This is a genomic window from Streptomyces sp. NBC_00510 (genome assembly GCA_036013505.1).
Lineage (GTDB): Bacteria > Actinomycetota > Actinomycetes > Streptomycetales > Streptomycetaceae > Actinacidiphila.
Genome location: CP107851.1, coordinates 3,995,202 through 4,009,200, shown reverse-complemented (window position 1 = coordinate 4,009,200; position 13,999 = coordinate 3,995,202). Strand labels below are relative to the sequence as shown.

Sequence of the window (13,999 nt, the reverse complement as noted above, 5' to 3'; positions counted from 1 at the left end):
CTCACCCTTCCGCGGACAGCGGGCCGCGCCGGTAGTGGTACGCGTGGTGGGTGGTGAAGCCCATCCGGTCGTAGAGGGCGCGCGCGCCCTCGTTGTCGGTTTCGACCTGCAGGTACGCGCCGGAGGCGCCCTCGTCCAGGGCCTTGCGGGCGAGCGCGGCCATCACGGCCAGGGCCAGTCCGCGCCGCCGGTGGGAGGGGGCCACCTCGACGGCGCCGAAGGAGGCGAAGCGGCCGTCGACGACGCAGCGGCCGATCGCCGCGGGCCCGGCGTCGGCGGGGTCGCCGTCCCCCGGCACCGTGGCGAACCACACCGAGGGGCCGCCGGTGAGCACCTTCAGCGCCGCGTCGCCCAGGTCACCCGTGCGGTGGTAGCGGGCGAGCCAGGCCGCGTCGGCCTCGCGGGACAGGTGCACGGCCTCGGCGCCGGGCAGGTCCGCGATCGGCGCCAGCGCGGCCGTGCGCAGCAGGGCATGGCCCTCCGCCGTCCAGCCGAGGCCGCCCAGCGCCTGCGCCAGCGTCTCGTCGGAGTCCTCGCCACCGGTGGTGACCTGCACGTACGGCGGCAGTCCGCGGTCGCCGTACCAGCGGGCGATCCGCGCGGCGGCCTCCGTCAGCGGGACACCCGGATCGCCCAGCGGCAGCACGGAGTTGGCGCGCCGGGTGAAGCCGCCGGCCGCCCGGAGCGTCCACGCGCCCAATCGGGCGGCCTCCTGCGCGGGCCAGCAGCGGGAGGCCGATTCCTGCAGTTCCCTGGCCGTCGCGCGGGGCGCGCGGGCGCCGCGGCGCGCCGGTGCGTCGGGCACGATCTTGCCCGCGACCAGGGACGATTCCGCGATGCGGACGGTCTCCCCGTCCCGACGGGTGACAACAAGCACCCCTTCGTTCCACGATGTGAGAATCCCGACGGCGTCGGCGAACACCGGCCGCCCCTCGACGATCTCCGCGATCCTCCGAACCGAAACGCGTTTGCCCACGTCAGAAGGGGTTATGCGTACCTCGAGCCGGCCTCCGGCGGTGAAATCCATGCTCATGACCGCCCCTCCTGTTCGTCTGCTGCCCAAGAACGGAGATACTAGGGGCGGGCATCGACGACGCCGCGCTCCCGCGCGAGACAGCCCTACCGAGGAGGAACGACAGCGTGACCTACGTCATCGCGCAGCCTTGTGTCGACGTCAAGGACAAGGCGTGCATCGAGGAGTGCCCGGTCGACTGCATCTACGAGGGCCAGAGGTCCTTGTACATCCACCCGGACGAATGCGTCGACTGCGGAGCCTGTGAGCCGGTCTGCCCGGTGGAGGCCATCTTCTACGAGGACGACACCCCGGAGGAGTGGAAGGACTACTACAAGGCGAACGTCGAGTTCTTCGACGAGCTCGGCTCGCCCGGTGGTGCCTCCAAGCTCGGGCTGATCGAGCGCGATCACCCCTTCATCGCCGCCCTGCCGCCGCAGGGCGAGTGATCCGACCGTTGCGGGCGGTCCCGTACGGCACACCGCCGTACGGGACCGCCGTGTTTCAGGCAGTGGCAGGCCGCGTGCCTGCGAGGAACGGAAAGTGAGCACCACCGTGGCGCAGCCAGTCTCGTCCAGACTCCCCGTCTTCCCCTGGGACCGGCTCGAACCGTATAAGGCCACGGCCGCCGCCCATCCCGGCGGCATCGTCGACCTGTCGGTCGGCACCCCGGTCGACCCGGTCCCGCACATCGTGCAGCGGGCCCTGGCCGGGGCCGCGGACAGCCCCGGGTACCCGACCGTGTGGGGGACGCCCGAGCTGCGCGCCGCCATCACCGGCTGGGCCGGCCGCCGGCTGGGCGCCACCGGCCTGACCGACGCGCACGTGCTGCCGGTCGTCGGCTCCAAGGAACTGGTCGCCTGGCTGCCGACCCAACTGGGCCTCGGCGCGGGCGACAAGGTGGCGTACCCGCGGCTGGCCTACCCGACCTACGAGGTCGGGGCGCGGCTGGCGGGCGCCGAGGCGGTCGTCTACGACGAACCGACCGAGCCCGACCCGGCCGGGCTGCGGCTGCTGTGGCTCAACAGCCCCTCCAACCCCACCGGTCGCGTGCTGTCCAAGGACGAGCTGACCCGTGCCGTCGCCTGGGCGCGCGAGCACGGCGTGCTGGTGTTCAGCGACGAGTGCTACCTGGAGCTGGGCTGGGACGCCGACCCGGTCTCGGTCCTGCACCCGGACGTCTGCGGCGGCTCCTACGAAGGCATCGTGGCCGTCCACTCGCTGTCCAAGCGCTCCAACCTGGCCGGCTACCGCTCGGCGTTCCTCCTGGGCGACCCGGCCGTGCTCGGCGAGCTGCTGCAGATCCGCAAGCACGGCGGCATGATGACGCCCGCCCCGGTGCAGGCCGCCACGGTCGCCGCGCTCGGGGACGACGCCCACGTGGCCCGGCAGCGCGAGCGCTACGCGCGGCGGCGGGCGTCCCTGCGGGAGGCCTTCGAGGCGGCCGGCTTCCGCATCGAGCACAGCGAGGCGAGCCTGTACCTGTGGGCGACGCGTGACGAGTCCTGCTGGGACACCGTCGCGGACCTGTCCAAGGACGGCATCCTCGTGGCCCCCGGCGACTTCTACGGCGCGGCGGGGGAGCGGTACGTACGGATCGCCTTCACGGCCACCGACGAGCGGGTGGCGGCGGCGGTGCGCCGGCTGTCCTCCTGAGCCGCGGGCGGCCACGACGCGGGGCGCAAAGGGCCCGGGGAGCACCGCTCCCCGGGCCCTTTCGGTGCGGCTGTGGGGGGTCAGCCGCCGATGGGGAGCCCCTGGAGGGGCAGCCGGCCGGTGGAGGGGAGGCCGCCCGGCAGCCCGGAGCCCTTGGCGGTCGTCCCGAGCTCCTGGGCGGTGCCGCCGACGGTCCTGGCGGTCTGCGTCGCGGCTCCCTTGACGGCGGGCTGGGCGCCCTTGGCCAGGTCGCTGACGGTGTCGGTCGTCGCGGGCAGCGCCTCCTGCACGGCCTTCACGGCGCCGGACTGCTTGGCCACGCCGTTCACGGTGCCGGTGAGCTCGGGGGTCTTGTCCACATTGGTCAGCCCACCCAGGTCGCCGACCTGCGGCAGCGCGGCGGCGGACGCGGCACCGGCACCGATGAGAGGAGCCGCGGCCGCGCCGACCAGCAGGGCAGCCCGGGCGATCCGACGCGCGAGGGGGAGAGACATGGTGCTCCTTTTACGGAGAGACGACAGTTTCGACGTGACATGTCCGCGGGGCGGACGTCGTGACTACCGCGTGAAGGGGGCCGAAGGTTGCGGCCGCCAAGAGTAAAGAATTGGTAATGTGAAAGGATTCCCGGGGCGGTAAAGCGGAGCAATTCGGACGGACCCGGAAGTGCCGCGGAAACGTCACAGCCCTTGATCGGAAGCTTTTTTCGCACCCCCGAACGAGAGGATTCACATCTGATGGTTTTGGCGTATCAATCACCCGCCTGGGGGTGAATACCCGCACTATTGCGCGACGGTGATCCTGACGTCGCCCCCGGCCCCGTGCGCGGCGTCGGAATTCGACGCCGTCCAGCCCCGGTCGGAGGCCTCGGCCGACCACTCGCGGTTCCCGAAGGACACCTTCTCCACCTTCAGTTCATGGGCGTGCGCCACCGCCCACTGGGCCAGCTCCCAGCCCCGCCGGCCCTTGTCGCCGCGCGCCTCGTTCCTCGCCGGGGCCGACGGCACGGCCACCGTGCGCCGCGCCGGACCCCCGCCCCGCGCACCGTTCTTGGCGTCCCGCGCGGCCTCGTCGTCCGGGTCCGCGGGCGTCTCGGTGGTGCGCGGCGCCACATCGGCCCCGAACTCCCGCACCAGCCGCTCTCGCACCTTCGCCGGGTCGCCCCCGGAGACCGCCCCCGCGGCCACCGGGGTGACGCAGGTGAGCGCCCCGGCGTGCCGGCCGGTCAGCGCGCCGGCCAGCAGCGCGGCGTCCGCCTCGTGCTTGGCGTACGCCTGAGGGAAGCCGCTCTTCTGCACTTTCTGGGCGGCCACCGTGAGGGGCAGCCGGGAATAGCCGTGGATCTTCACCAGGCCGTCGAAGAATTCGTTGGAGGCGTAGACCGGGTCCATGATCTGCGCGGCCGTGCCCCAGCCCTGCGAAGGGCGCTGCTGGAACAGGCCCACCGAGTCGCGGTCCCCGTGGTCGAGATTGCGGAGCGCCGACTCCTGCATGGACGTGGCCAGCGCTATCGTCACCGCCCGCTCCGGCAGCCCGCGCGAGGTCGCCACCGCGGCGATCGTCGAGGCGTTCGCCGCCTGCTGGGGCTCCAGGGTCAGGCTGCCGGCCTCCGTGGTGACCGTGCAGGCCGGATGGCGCGGACCGCCGCCGACGCCGGCCAGGTGGTACGCGGAGTAGCCCGCGACCCCCAGCAGGACCAGTCCTGCGGTGATCAGACGGGCTGCGCGCCCCCGCCTGCGGGGGGCACTTGCGGCGGGTGTCGAGGTCGACGGTGGCTTCGGCACGCGCACACCGTACCGAAGCCCGCTGTGCCGGTGGCCTCGTCAGGCCCCCGGTAGGGTCGGCGGCATGGAACGGCCCGTGCTCGATCTCAGTCAGGACGCCGCCGCCGTGACGGCGCAGCTCGTCGACATCCCCTCCGTCAGCCTCGCCGAGAAGCCGCTGGCGGACGCCGTGGAGAGCGCCCTGCGCGCCCTGCCCCACCTCACGGTGGACCGGGACGGGGACGCCGTCGTCGCCCGCACACGGCTCGGCCGGGCCGAGCGCGTCGTACTCGCCGGTCACCTGGACACCGTGCCGATCGCCGCGAACGTGCCCTCCCGCCTCGACGAGGACGGCGTCCTGTGGGGCTGCGGCACCTCCGACATGAAGTCCGGGGTCGCCGTCCAGCTGCGGCTCGCCGCGACCCTCACCGAGCCCAACCGCGACCTGACCTTCGTCTTCTACGACGCCGAGGAGATCGCGGCGGAGCACAACGGCCTCAAGCGGCTCGCCGAGAACCACCCGGAGTGGCTCGCCGGCGACTTCGCCGTCCTGCTGGAGCCCACCGACGCAAAGGTCGAGGGCGGCTGCCAGGGCACCCTGAGGTTCCGGGTGGAGACCACCGGCCGCCGCGCCCACTCCGCGCGCAGCTGGCTGGGCGAGAACGCCATCCACAAGGCCGCGCCCGTGCTGGCCCGGCTCGCCGCCTACGAGCCGCGGCAGGCGGTCGTCGACGGCCTCACCTACCGCGAGGGCCTCAACGCCGTCATGATCGAGGGCGGTCACGCCGGGAACGTGATCCCCGACTCCTGCGCGGTGATCGTCAACTTCCGCTTCGCCCCCGACCGTTCCGAGGCCGAGGCGTTCGCCCACGTCCGCGAGGTCTTCGAGGGCTACGACGTGCGGCTGACCGACAGCGCCCCCGGCGCCCTGCCGGGCCTGTCCCACCCCGCGGCGGCCGCCTTCGTCGAGGCCATCGGCACCGAGCCCGCGCCCAAGGAGGCCTGGACCGACGTGGCCCGCTTCTCCGCGCTGGGCGTCCCGGCCGTGAACTACGGCCCCGGCGACCCCCGGCTCGCCCACACCCGCGAGGAGCACGTCGCCGTCGCCGCCGTCCTGGAGGCGGAGGAGAAGCTGCGCGCCTGGCTGTCGTAACGAGCAATTCAGCGGCGCGTTCTTGATCCGCCCGGCGGACGCGGTCGTACCCTGACCGGACGGCAGCGAAAGGAGCGCGACATGGACAGTGACGCGGAGGAGGCGTCCGCCGCCGAGACAGCCGCGGCGGAGGGCAGCCCCACGGGGCGCGGCTGGCCCGAGCGCCACACCGGTCCCGTCGTACGGCGCCGGGGCCAGGTGCAGAAGTCCACGACCGACCAGCGGTTGCTGGACACCCGCGGACCCTCGGACTGGGTCCACGGGGACCCGTGGCGCGTGATGCGCATCCAGTCGGAGTTCGTCGAGGGCTTCGGCGCGCTCGCCGAACTCGGCAGGGCGGTCAGCGTCTTCGGTTCCGCCCGTATGGCGGAGGGCTCGGCCGACTACGAGATCGGCGTCCGCATCGGCCGCGCCCTGGCCGAGGCGGGCTTCGCCGTCATCACCGGCGGCGGCCCCGGGGCCATGGAGGCGGCCAACCGGGGTGCCTGCGAGGCCGGCGGGGTCTCGGTGGGCCTGGGCATCGAGCTCCCCTTCGAGCAGGGGCTCAACCCCTACGTCGACATCGGCGTGAACTTCCGCTACTTCTTCGTCCGCAAGACGATGTTCGTGAAGTACGCCTCCGGGTTCATCGTCCTGCCGGGCGGCTTCGGCACCCTCGACGAGCTCTTCGAGGCCCTCACGCTGGTCCAGACCCGCAAGGTCACGCAGTTCCCCATCGTCCTGTTCGGCTCCGCCTACTGGCGCGGCCTGGTCGACTGGGTCCGCAACACCGTCGTGGACGGCGGCAAGGCGTCCCCGGTCGACCTGGAACTCCTCCACGTCACGGACGACGTCGACGAGGCGGTCGCCCTGGTGACCAAGGAGATCGGCGACTGAACCGCGGGCCCTACGCCAGCCCCCGCCGGGCGACCGCCGGGGGCCGGTGTCCCGCGATCGAGGCCACCATGTCCAGCACCTGACGGGTCTCGGCGACCTCGTGCACCCGGTACACCCGGGCGCCGAGCCACGCCGAGACGGCGGTCGTCGCCAGGGTGCCGATCAGCCGCTCCTTGACGGGGCGGTCCAGGGTCTCGCCCACGAAGTCCTTGTTGGACAGCGAGACCAGCACCGGCCAGCCGGTGGCCGTCATCTCCGGCAGCCGCCGGGTCGCCTCCAGCGAGTGCCGGGTGTTCTTCCCGAAGTCGTGGCCGGGGTCGATGAGGATGCCGTCCCGCCGCACCCCGAGCGCGGCCGCCCGCTCCGCGAGGCCCACCGTCACCTGCAGGATGTCGGCCATCACGTCCTCGTAGCCGACGCGGTGCGGCCGGGTGCGCGGCAGGGCGCCGCCCGCGTGGGTGCAGACCAGGCCGACGCCGTGCTTCGCGGCGACCTCGGCGAGCCGGGGGTCGACGCCGCCCCAGGCGTCGTTGAGCAGGTCCGCGCCGGCCTCGCAGACCGCCTCGCCGACCTCGTGGCGCCAGGTGTCGACGCTGATCACCACGTCGGGGTGGCGCCGGCGCACCTCGGCGACGAAACCGGCGGTCCTGCGGATCTCCTCCTGCGCCGAGACCTCCTCGCCGGGGCCCGCCTTCACCCCGCCGACGTCGATGATCGCCGCACCCTCCGCGACCGCGCGCCCGACGCGTTCGAGGGCCGGTGCGTCGGTGAACGTGGCGCCCTGGTCGTAGAACGAGTCCGGCGTCCGGTTCACGATCGCCATGATCACGGGCTCGTGCTCGCCGAATTCCCGTGTGCCCAGCCGCAGCATGTCGCGCCTGCCTCCCTCGAAATGTCGTACGCCGATCGAAGATAGTCGCCGACCGCACACCGCGCGCACGGCGCGACGTGGCACGATCGTGGCGTACACGTCGGGCCGACCCCGGGAGAGGTCTTGTTCTGGTTCATGCTCATCGCGTTGGTCGCGGTGGTCGCCGCGGTCGCCCTCGCGGTGCTCGGCGACGGCGGGGTGCTCCGTGACGTGCAGCCGGACCGGGTGGACGACCGACTGCCGCCGCAGCGGCCGGTGGGCCGCGCGGACGTCGAGCGGCTGCGCCTGCCGGTGACCGTGCGCGGTTACCGCATGGTGGACGTCGACGACGTGCTGGAGCGCCTCGGGGCGGAACTGGCCCAGCGCGACGCCCACATCGCCGACCTGGAGGCCGCGCTGGCCGGCGCCCACGCCACCCGGCTCGGCGGCCACTCGCTGCTCAAGGACGCCGACGAGGCCCCGCGGGCCCCCGAGGACCCGCGCGCCCCCGGGAGCGGGCTGTGAGCGACGGCGGCGTGGTGACCGGGCCGGACGGCCTGGCCCGCTGCCCGTGGGGGCTGTCCACCGACGACTACGTCGACTACCACGACACCGAGTGGGGGCGCCCGGTGCACGGCGAGGCGGCCCTCTTCGAGCGGCTGTGCCTGGAGGCCTTCCAGTCGGGCCTGTCCTGGATCACGATCCTGCGCCGCCGCGAGGGCTTCCGGAAGGCCTTCGCCGGCTTCTCCCCGGAGGCGGTCGCCGCCTTCACCGACGACGACCGGGAGCGGCTCCTCGCCGACACCGGCATCATCCGCAACCGCGCCAAGATCGACGCCTCCATCGGCAACGCGCAGGCCACCCTGGCGCTGCGCGAGGCCCACGAGGGCGGTCTGGACGCCCTGGTCTGGTCGTACGCGCCGGACCCCGCCGGACGCCCGGCACCCCGCACGGTCGCGGACGTGCCGGCCGTCACGGCGGAGTCCACCGCCCTGGCCAAGGACCTCAAGAAGCGCGGCTTCCGCTTCGTCGGCCCCACCACGGCCTACGCGCTGATGCAGGCCTGCGGCCTGGTGGACGACCACCTGGCCGACTGCTGCGCCCGCCGCTGAGCGCCCCGGCCGCCCCGCCTGCCCCGGCTCAGCGGCCGAGGAAGCGGGGCTTGTCCTTCTTCAGGAACGCCTCGACGGCGATCCGGTGGTCCTCGGAGGCACCGGCGGCCGTCTGCAGCTCGTCCTCCTTGGCCAGGGTGTCGACCAGCGAGTGCCCCTCCCCGTACGCCAGGGAGGCCTTCACCGCCGCGTAGGCGACCGTCGGGCCCTCGGCGAGGGTGCGGGCGACCGAGGCGGCCTCGGCGGCCAGCTCGCCGGCCGGGACCAGGCGGTTGGCGACGCCCAGCTCGAAGGCCTCCTGCGCGCTGATCGTGCGCGGGAAGAGCAGCAGGTCGGCGGCGCGGCTGCGGCCCACCAGCCGGGGCAGCGTCCAGGAGGCCCCGGAGTCGGCGGTCAGGGCGACGCCGACGAAGGAGGTGTTGAAGGCGGCGGTGTCGGCGACCACGCGGTAGTCGCAGGCGAAGGCGAAGCCGGCGCCGGCGCCCGCGGCGACCCCGTTGACCCCGGCGACGACGGGCTTGGGCATGGTGGCGATCGCGGTGACGATCGGGTTGTAGTGCTCGCGCACCGTGGACATCGCCGGCCCACCGCCCTCCTGCTGGAGGAACGCGACGTGCTCCTTGAGGTCCTGGCCGACGCAGAAGGCCTTGCCGTTCGCGGTCAGCAGCACGGCCCGCACCGCGGGGTCGGCGCCCGCCGCCTCCAGGGCGTCCCGCAGGGCGACCTTGGTCTCCACGTTCAGCGAGTTCATCGCCTCGGGGCGGTTCAGGGTGATGGTGGCGAGCCCGTCACTCACCTCGTACAGCACGGTGTCGGCCATGTGGTCCCCTTCGTCGCGGCTCACGTTCGGGGCCAGCATGCCGGAGATCGCCGGGCACGGACATGTGACCCCCATCAAACGCGGCCGAGAGTGCCATCACCGAAATGGACGGTTTTGCGGGACCGGGTTCTCGAACGGATGGGAACCGATGTTGGTCATCAGGTCACCCGATGCGGGATAATGGCCGAGAACCAATGTGTTCGAGTCCGGTGGCGCCTGGGCCACCGTGTGCGAAGAGCTGGTTTCAGGAAGGGGAACGAGCATGGCGGCCATGAAGCCGCGGACGGGTGATGGCCCGCTCGAGGTGACCAAGGAGGGGCGGAGCATCATCATGCGCGTTCCGCTCGAGGGCGGCGGACGGCTTGTCGTCGAGCTGACTCCCGACGAGGCGGATGCACTCGGCGAGGCTTTGAAGAAGGCCATCGCCTGACAACCGGCCAATCCAAGCCTTGGGCCCCTGGCGGCATGCGCCGGGGGCCCACTTGTTTGTCCGTTTACGCGCCGCTCCGGAAACAGGTGCATTCCGGGCGGGGAAATTGTCAGCCGCGCCGTACCGCGCAGAGCAGGCCGTCGTCGGTCGGCAGCAGGACGGGGGCGAGGGCCGCGTTGTCGCGTACCGTCCGCATCAGTTCGCGCAGCCGGATGACCTCCGGCTCGGAGTGGGCGGCGTCCATGGACCGGCCCTGCGCGAAGGCCCCCTCGAAGCAGACCAGCCCCCCGGGGCGCAGCAGGCGCAACGATTCGCCCAGGTAGTCCGGGTACTCCAGCCGGTCCCCGTCGCAGAACACCAGGTCGTAGCCGCCGTCGGCGAGCCGGGGGAGGACGTCCAGCGCCCGGCCGGGGATGAAGCGGGCGCGGTTCCCCGCGAAACCCGCCTCCCGGTAGGCGGTGCGGGCGTGCTGCTGGCGGTCCGGTTCGGTGTCGACGGTGGTCAGCACGCCGTCGGGGCGCATGCCCTGCAGCAGGTGGATCCCGGAGACCCCGGTGCCGGTGCCGATCTCCACCACCGCCTTGGCGTCCGTGGCGGCGGCCAGCAGTCGCAGTGCCGCGCCGGTGCCGGGGGAGACGGGGCGCACGCCCGCCTCACGAGCTCGCCCGCGGGCTCGTATCAGCGCGTCGTCCTCGGCGACGAAAGCGTCCGCGAACGCCCAGCTCGCCTGCCGGTTGCCGGTAATTGCCCTCTCCTGTCCGCCTGACGGTTGCAGCCCGCCTGGCGACTGTATCCGTTGCGGTCGGGAACCCGCAGATGGGACCGCTCGTTGGTACCTGCGACGGACCTGAACGTCAGGGGCCGGGAGCGATGCGCCCGGCACTTATCCGGAGCTAACGGGCGAGGTGGCTATGGTAGGGGCTCTACTGGACACCACCAGAGCCGACAGGGGAGGTGCGGCTGCGGCGGGTCACCGGGGAGTGCTCTCGCGCTTCCGCAGGGCGGCCGGCGAGCCGAAATCCGTGACCGATACAGCTGACGACCGTCCGCGCAACGACGAGTCCGTGACTGTGGCCGCCAACGCGACCTTCGCCACCGACGGGGACAACCAGGCGTGGACTCCCCCTTCGTGGGAGGAGATCGTCAGTACGCACAGTGCCCGGGTCTACCGCCTGGCGTACCGTCTCACCGGCAACCAGCACGACGCCGAGGACCTCACCCAGGAGGTCTTCGTCCGCGTCTTCCGCTCGCTGTCGACGTACACCCCCGGCACCTTCGAGGGCTGGCTCCACCGCATCACCACCAACCTCTTCCTCGACATGGTCCGCCGTCGCCAGCGCATCCGCTTCGACGCCCTGGGCGACGACGCCGCGGAGCGGCTGCCGAGCCGCGAGCCGTCCCCGGCGCAGCACTTCGCCGACACCCACTTCGACGCGGACATCCAGCAGGCGCTGGACACCCTCGCCCCGGAGTTCCGCGCGGCCGTCGTGCTCTGTGACATCGAGGGCCTGTCCTACGAGGAGATCGCCGCGACGCTCGGCGTGAAGCTGGGCACCGTGCGCAGCCGTATCCACCGCGGTCGTTCGCACCTGCGCAAGGCGCTGGAGCACCGTGCGCCGGCCGCCCGTCCGGGCCGCGCGCCCGTCCTGGCCACCGGCCGGCCGGCCCTGGAGGGCGGGAGCACGTGAGCAGCGGTGTCAGCCGGCATCTCACGTGTGCCGACCAGCACTTGGGCGACCACCTCGCCGCCTTCGTCGACGGCGAGCTGCACGACGACGCCCGCGACCGGGTGCTCGCGCACCTGGCGACCTGCCCCGACTGCAAGGCCGCTGCCGACGAGCAGCGCCGGATGAAGGACGTGGTCGCCGCCTCGGCGCCGCCCGCCCTGTCCGCAGGCCTGCTCGCCCGCCTCCAGGAGCTGCCCGGGGGTGACGGGGACGGCGGAAGCGGGCCCTTCGGGGACGGCGGACTGATGGAGACGGCCAGCCTCGGCGGTGAGCGCCTCGGTGGCGGTCTGTTCGGGAAGGCGCGCGAGGAGTTCTCGCTGCCCCTGTCCGCGTCCGCGTCGCGCGGCTTCCGGATCCACGAGAGCGGCCGCTCCGGCGCGGCGGTCGCGCCCGTCGGCCCCGCTTCGTCCGCCGCCGCGGTCCGCGGCCGGCGCCGTTTCGCCTTCGCCGCGGCGGGCGCGGTCTCCATGGCGGCCATCGCGCTCGGCGGCGCCCTGCCGCTGGACGCCGCGGTCGACGGAGCCGGCGGCACCCCGCTCTCCCGCAGCGGCCCGGGCGCCCCCGCGACGCCGTTCAGCGGCGCGACCGCCCGCGCGGCCGCCGACGTGTGGAGCACGGCCACCAGCGACCTGCTGCACCCCGACTCCCGCGGCATGCATCCGTACGGCGTCGGCGCGGCCGACGGCCGGGTGCCCGCCGGCACCGTCACCCGGCCGCTGGGTCTGTCCGACGACGACCGGTCGGTCACCGGCTCGGCCGCATCCGCGGTCCCCGGGGTCACCCCGGCACCCGCCCTGGCCCCGTCGGCGACCGCGAGTCCCTCCGCTTCCCCCGGCTCGTCGAGCGGCACCAAGGCCTCGCCGGCCGTGCCCGTTCCGCTCGACTCGGTCGTCCCCCTGGTCGGCCACTTCCCCGTGACCCGCTGAGCGGTCGGCTGCGGGCGGCGCCGACTCCTGGTTCAATCCAGGGAGGACTGGTCGTCGTAGGGGAGCACCGTGGACGAGGGGAAGGCCGAAGGGCCGAAGTGGTGGAGCCGGCCGGAGACGGTCGCGCCGGTTCCCCCTGAGCCGCGGGACCGGCCCGCCCCGGACGCGGTCCCCGACGCACCCGCCGGGCCCCCCGCCGGAGCGGCCCCGCGGCACACCCCGGACCCGTACGACACCCCGCCGTACGGCGAGCCCGGCCCCTGGGCGCCCGCGCCGCCCGTACAGCCCCCCGCTGGTGCGGCGCCACCGCCGCACCAGCCCGTGCCCCCGCCCCCGCCGCCGAGCGGCCCGCCCGGACCCCCGGCGCCGCTGTCCGTCGGTCAGTGGCACCGCTACGACCCCTGGGCGCCCCCGGGCGGCACCACGGGACAGCAGCCGACCGCCCAGCGGACGGGGAGCCGGCGCGCCCCGCTGGCGGCCGCCCTGATCGCCGTCACCCTGATCGCCGGGGGCATCGGAGGGGCGCTGGGCGCCTACGTGCACGACAGCGGCGGCACGCCGGAGGTGACCCTGCCGCAGGCCACCGCGGAGGCCGGCACCCGCGCCCCGGACAGCATCGCGGGCATCGCGGCCCAGGTCCTGCCCGGCGTCGTCTACATCCACGTCAAGGGCGACGCCGGTGAGGGCACCGGCACCGGGTTCGTGCTGGACGGCGAGGGCCACATCCTCACCAACAACCACGTGGTGGAGAGCGTCGCCAAGAGCGGCACCATCTCGGTGACCTTCAACGGCGGCCAGGTGAAGCCCGCCACGATCGTGGGCCGGGACACCGGCTACGACCTGGCGGTCATCAAGGTCAGCGGGGTGAAGGGGCTCCACCCGCTGACCCTCGGCGACTCCGACGCCGCCCAGGTCGGCGACCCGGTCGTCGCCATCGGCGCCCCGTACGGCCTCGAGGGCACCGTCACCTCCGGCATCATCAGCGCCACCCAGCGCCCGATCACCGCGGGCGGGGAGACCAACAGCAGCGACGTCAGCTACGTCGACGCCATCCAGACCGACGCCCCGATCAACCCCGGCAACTCCGGCGGTCCGCTGGTCGACGCCAAGGGCCTGGTCATCGGGATCAACAGCGCCATCCGCTCGGCGGACAGCGGCTCCGACCCCTTCGGCAACAGCAGCCAGGGCGGGAGCATCGGCCTCGGCTTCGCCATCCCGGTCAACCAGGCCAAGCGGGTGGCCGAGCAGCTGATCAACGACGGCAAGGCCACCCACCCGGTGATCGGCGTCAGCATCAACCTGCAGTACTCCGGCGACGGCGCCCAGGTCAGCCCGGAGGGCCAGGGCGAGGGGGACTCGGTCACCCCGAACGGCCCCGGCGCCAAGGCGGGCATCGAACCGGGTGACGTGATCACCGCCATCGACGGCAAGCGGGTGCACAACGGCGAGGAGCTGATCGTGCGGATCCGCGCCCACCGGCCCGGCGACACGCTGCAGCTCACCGTGAAGCGGGACGGCAAGCAGCACGCCATGGAGCTGACCCTGGGCTCGGCCAGCGGGAACTGAGCACGGCGAATTCGGGATTTACCGGGGCGCGACCTACTGTTGACCCTGCCCACTCCCGTGCAGACGGTTGGGGCAGGTACGGTGAGATCCGCCGGATTCCGTCCGCGGCCG

Annotated in this window: 16 protein-coding genes; 10 read left to right on the top strand and 6 right to left on the bottom strand. The window is 73.5% G+C overall.

What is annotated here, in order from left to right:
* Position 1 precedes the first annotated feature (1 nt).
* The gene (locus tag OG937_17695) at positions 2 to 1,027 is read right to left on the bottom strand and encodes a GNAT family N-acetyltransferase (GenBank protein ID WUD78793.1); all 1,026 of its coding nucleotides are present in this window, start codon (positions 1,025 to 1,027) and stop codon (positions 2 to 4) included.
* Between the two features lie 113 nt (positions 1,028 to 1,140).
* Here OG937_17695 and OG937_17690 point away from each other — a divergent pair, with 113 nt between their 5' ends.
* Entirely contained in the window at positions 1,141 to 1,461 is a 321-nt protein-coding gene (locus OG937_17690) for a ferredoxin family protein (protein WUD73380.1), read from the top strand.
* 94 nt (positions 1,462 to 1,555) lie between these two features.
* Complete coding sequence (gene dapC, locus OG937_17685; protein WUD73379.1) at positions 1,556 to 2,668, top strand: succinyldiaminopimelate transaminase; 1,113 nt, start codon at positions 1,556 to 1,558, stop codon at positions 2,666 to 2,668.
* 80 nt (positions 2,669 to 2,748) lie between these two features.
* Here the strand turns inward: dapC and OG937_17680 are convergent, their stop codons facing one another.
* On the bottom strand, positions 2,749 to 3,162 hold the full coding sequence (locus OG937_17680) for an ATP-binding protein (protein WUD73378.1): 414 nt from the start codon (positions 3,160 to 3,162) through the stop codon (positions 2,749 to 2,751).
* A gap of 285 nt (positions 3,163 to 3,447) precedes the next feature.
* Positions 3,448 to 4,449, bottom strand: a complete 1,002-nt coding sequence (locus tag OG937_17675; GenBank protein WUD73377.1) for a heavy metal transporter — start codon at positions 4,447 to 4,449, stop codon at positions 3,448 to 3,450.
* A gap of 64 nt (positions 4,450 to 4,513) precedes the next feature.
* On the opposite strand from OG937_17675, the gene dapE reads away from it, so the two are divergent.
* Positions 4,514 to 5,581: a succinyl-diaminopimelate desuccinylase gene (dapE, locus tag OG937_17670; protein ID WUD73376.1), complete on the top strand. Its 1,068-nt coding sequence runs from the start codon at positions 4,514 to 4,516 to the stop codon at positions 5,579 to 5,581.
* 81 nt (positions 5,582 to 5,662) lie between these two features.
* On the top strand, positions 5,663 to 6,457 hold the full coding sequence (locus tag OG937_17665) for a TIGR00730 family Rossman fold protein (protein WUD73375.1): 795 nt from the start codon (positions 5,663 to 5,665) through the stop codon (positions 6,455 to 6,457).
* 10 nt (positions 6,458 to 6,467) lie between these two features.
* Here OG937_17665 and folP read toward each other — a convergent pair whose 3' ends face one another.
* Positions 6,468 to 7,328, bottom strand: a complete 861-nt coding sequence (folP, locus tag OG937_17660; protein ID WUD73374.1) for a dihydropteroate synthase — start codon at positions 7,326 to 7,328, stop codon at positions 6,468 to 6,470.
* Positions 7,329 to 7,451: 123 nt separating this feature from the next.
* Here folP and OG937_17655 point away from each other — a divergent pair, with 123 nt between their 5' ends.
* Positions 7,452 to 7,832 carry a cell division protein DivIVA gene (locus OG937_17655; protein WUD73373.1) on the top strand — a complete coding sequence of 127 codons (381 nt, stop codon included), beginning with the start codon at positions 7,452 to 7,454 and terminating at the stop codon, positions 7,830 to 7,832.
* A gap of 11 nt (positions 7,833 to 7,843) precedes the next feature.
* Complete coding sequence (locus OG937_17650; GenBank protein WUD78792.1) at positions 7,844 to 8,419, top strand: DNA-3-methyladenine glycosylase I; 576 nt, start codon at positions 7,844 to 7,846, stop codon at positions 8,417 to 8,419.
* Between the two features lie 28 nt (positions 8,420 to 8,447).
* Here OG937_17650 and OG937_17645 read toward each other — a convergent pair whose 3' ends face one another.
* The gene (locus tag OG937_17645) at positions 8,448 to 9,239 is read right to left on the bottom strand and encodes an enoyl-CoA hydratase-related protein (protein WUD73372.1); all 792 of its coding nucleotides are present in this window, start codon (positions 9,237 to 9,239) and stop codon (positions 8,448 to 8,450) included.
* Positions 9,240 to 9,501: 262 nt separating this feature from the next.
* Between OG937_17645 and OG937_17640 the strand changes: the two genes are divergently transcribed.
* Entirely contained in the window at positions 9,502 to 9,669 is a 168-nt protein-coding gene (locus OG937_17640; protein ID WUD73371.1) for a DUF3117 domain-containing protein, read from the top strand.
* Positions 9,670 to 9,778: 109 nt separating this feature from the next.
* On the opposite strand, the gene OG937_17635 is transcribed toward OG937_17640, so the two are convergent.
* Entirely contained in the window at positions 9,779 to 10,444 is a 666-nt protein-coding gene (locus OG937_17635; GenBank protein WUD78791.1) for an O-methyltransferase, read from the bottom strand.
* A gap of 136 nt (positions 10,445 to 10,580) precedes the next feature.
* Here OG937_17635 and sigE point away from each other — a divergent pair, with 136 nt between their 5' ends.
* The 3 genes from sigE (at position 10,581) to OG937_17620 (ending at position 13,888) form a co-directional block, all read left to right on the top strand.
* Entirely contained in the window at positions 10,581 to 11,357 is a 777-nt protein-coding gene (sigE, locus tag OG937_17630; GenBank protein WUD73370.1) for an RNA polymerase sigma factor SigE, read from the top strand.
* Positions 11,354 to 12,322, top strand: a complete 969-nt coding sequence (locus OG937_17625; GenBank protein WUD73369.1) for a zf-HC2 domain-containing protein — start codon at positions 11,354 to 11,356, stop codon at positions 12,320 to 12,322. The genes sigE and OG937_17625 overlap by 4 nt, the downstream gene beginning before the upstream one ends.
* A 69-nt stretch (positions 12,323 to 12,391) precedes the next feature.
* Entirely contained in the window at positions 12,392 to 13,888 is a 1,497-nt protein-coding gene (locus tag OG937_17620) for a trypsin-like peptidase domain-containing protein (GenBank protein ID WUD73368.1), read from the top strand.
* Positions 13,889 to 13,999 lie beyond the last annotated feature (111 nt).

Coding starts and splice junctions, on each gene's coding strand:
- OG937_17695 (WUD78793.1), bottom strand. CDS start 1,027: ATGGATTTCACCGCCGGAGGCCGGCTCGAGGTACGCATAACCCCTTCT.
- sigE (WUD73370.1), top strand. CDS start 10,581: ATGGTAGGGGCTCTACTGGACACCACCAGAGCCGACAGGGGAGGTGCG.
- OG937_17645 (WUD73372.1), bottom strand. CDS start 9,239: ATGGCCGACACCGTGCTGTACGAGGTGAGTGACGGGCTCGCCACCATC.
- OG937_17640 (WUD73371.1), top strand. CDS start 9,502: ATGGCGGCCATGAAGCCGCGGACGGGTGATGGCCCGCTCGAGGTGACC.
- folP (WUD73374.1), bottom strand. CDS start 7,328: ATGCTGCGGCTGGGCACACGGGAATTCGGCGAGCACGAGCCCGTGATC.
- dapE (WUD73376.1), top strand. CDS start 4,514: ATGGAACGGCCCGTGCTCGATCTCAGTCAGGACGCCGCCGCCGTGACG.
- OG937_17680 (WUD73378.1), bottom strand. CDS start 3,162: ATGTCTCTCCCCCTCGCGCGTCGGATCGCCCGGGCTGCCCTGCTGGTC.
- OG937_17665 (WUD73375.1), top strand. CDS start 5,663: ATGGACAGTGACGCGGAGGAGGCGTCCGCCGCCGAGACAGCCGCGGCG.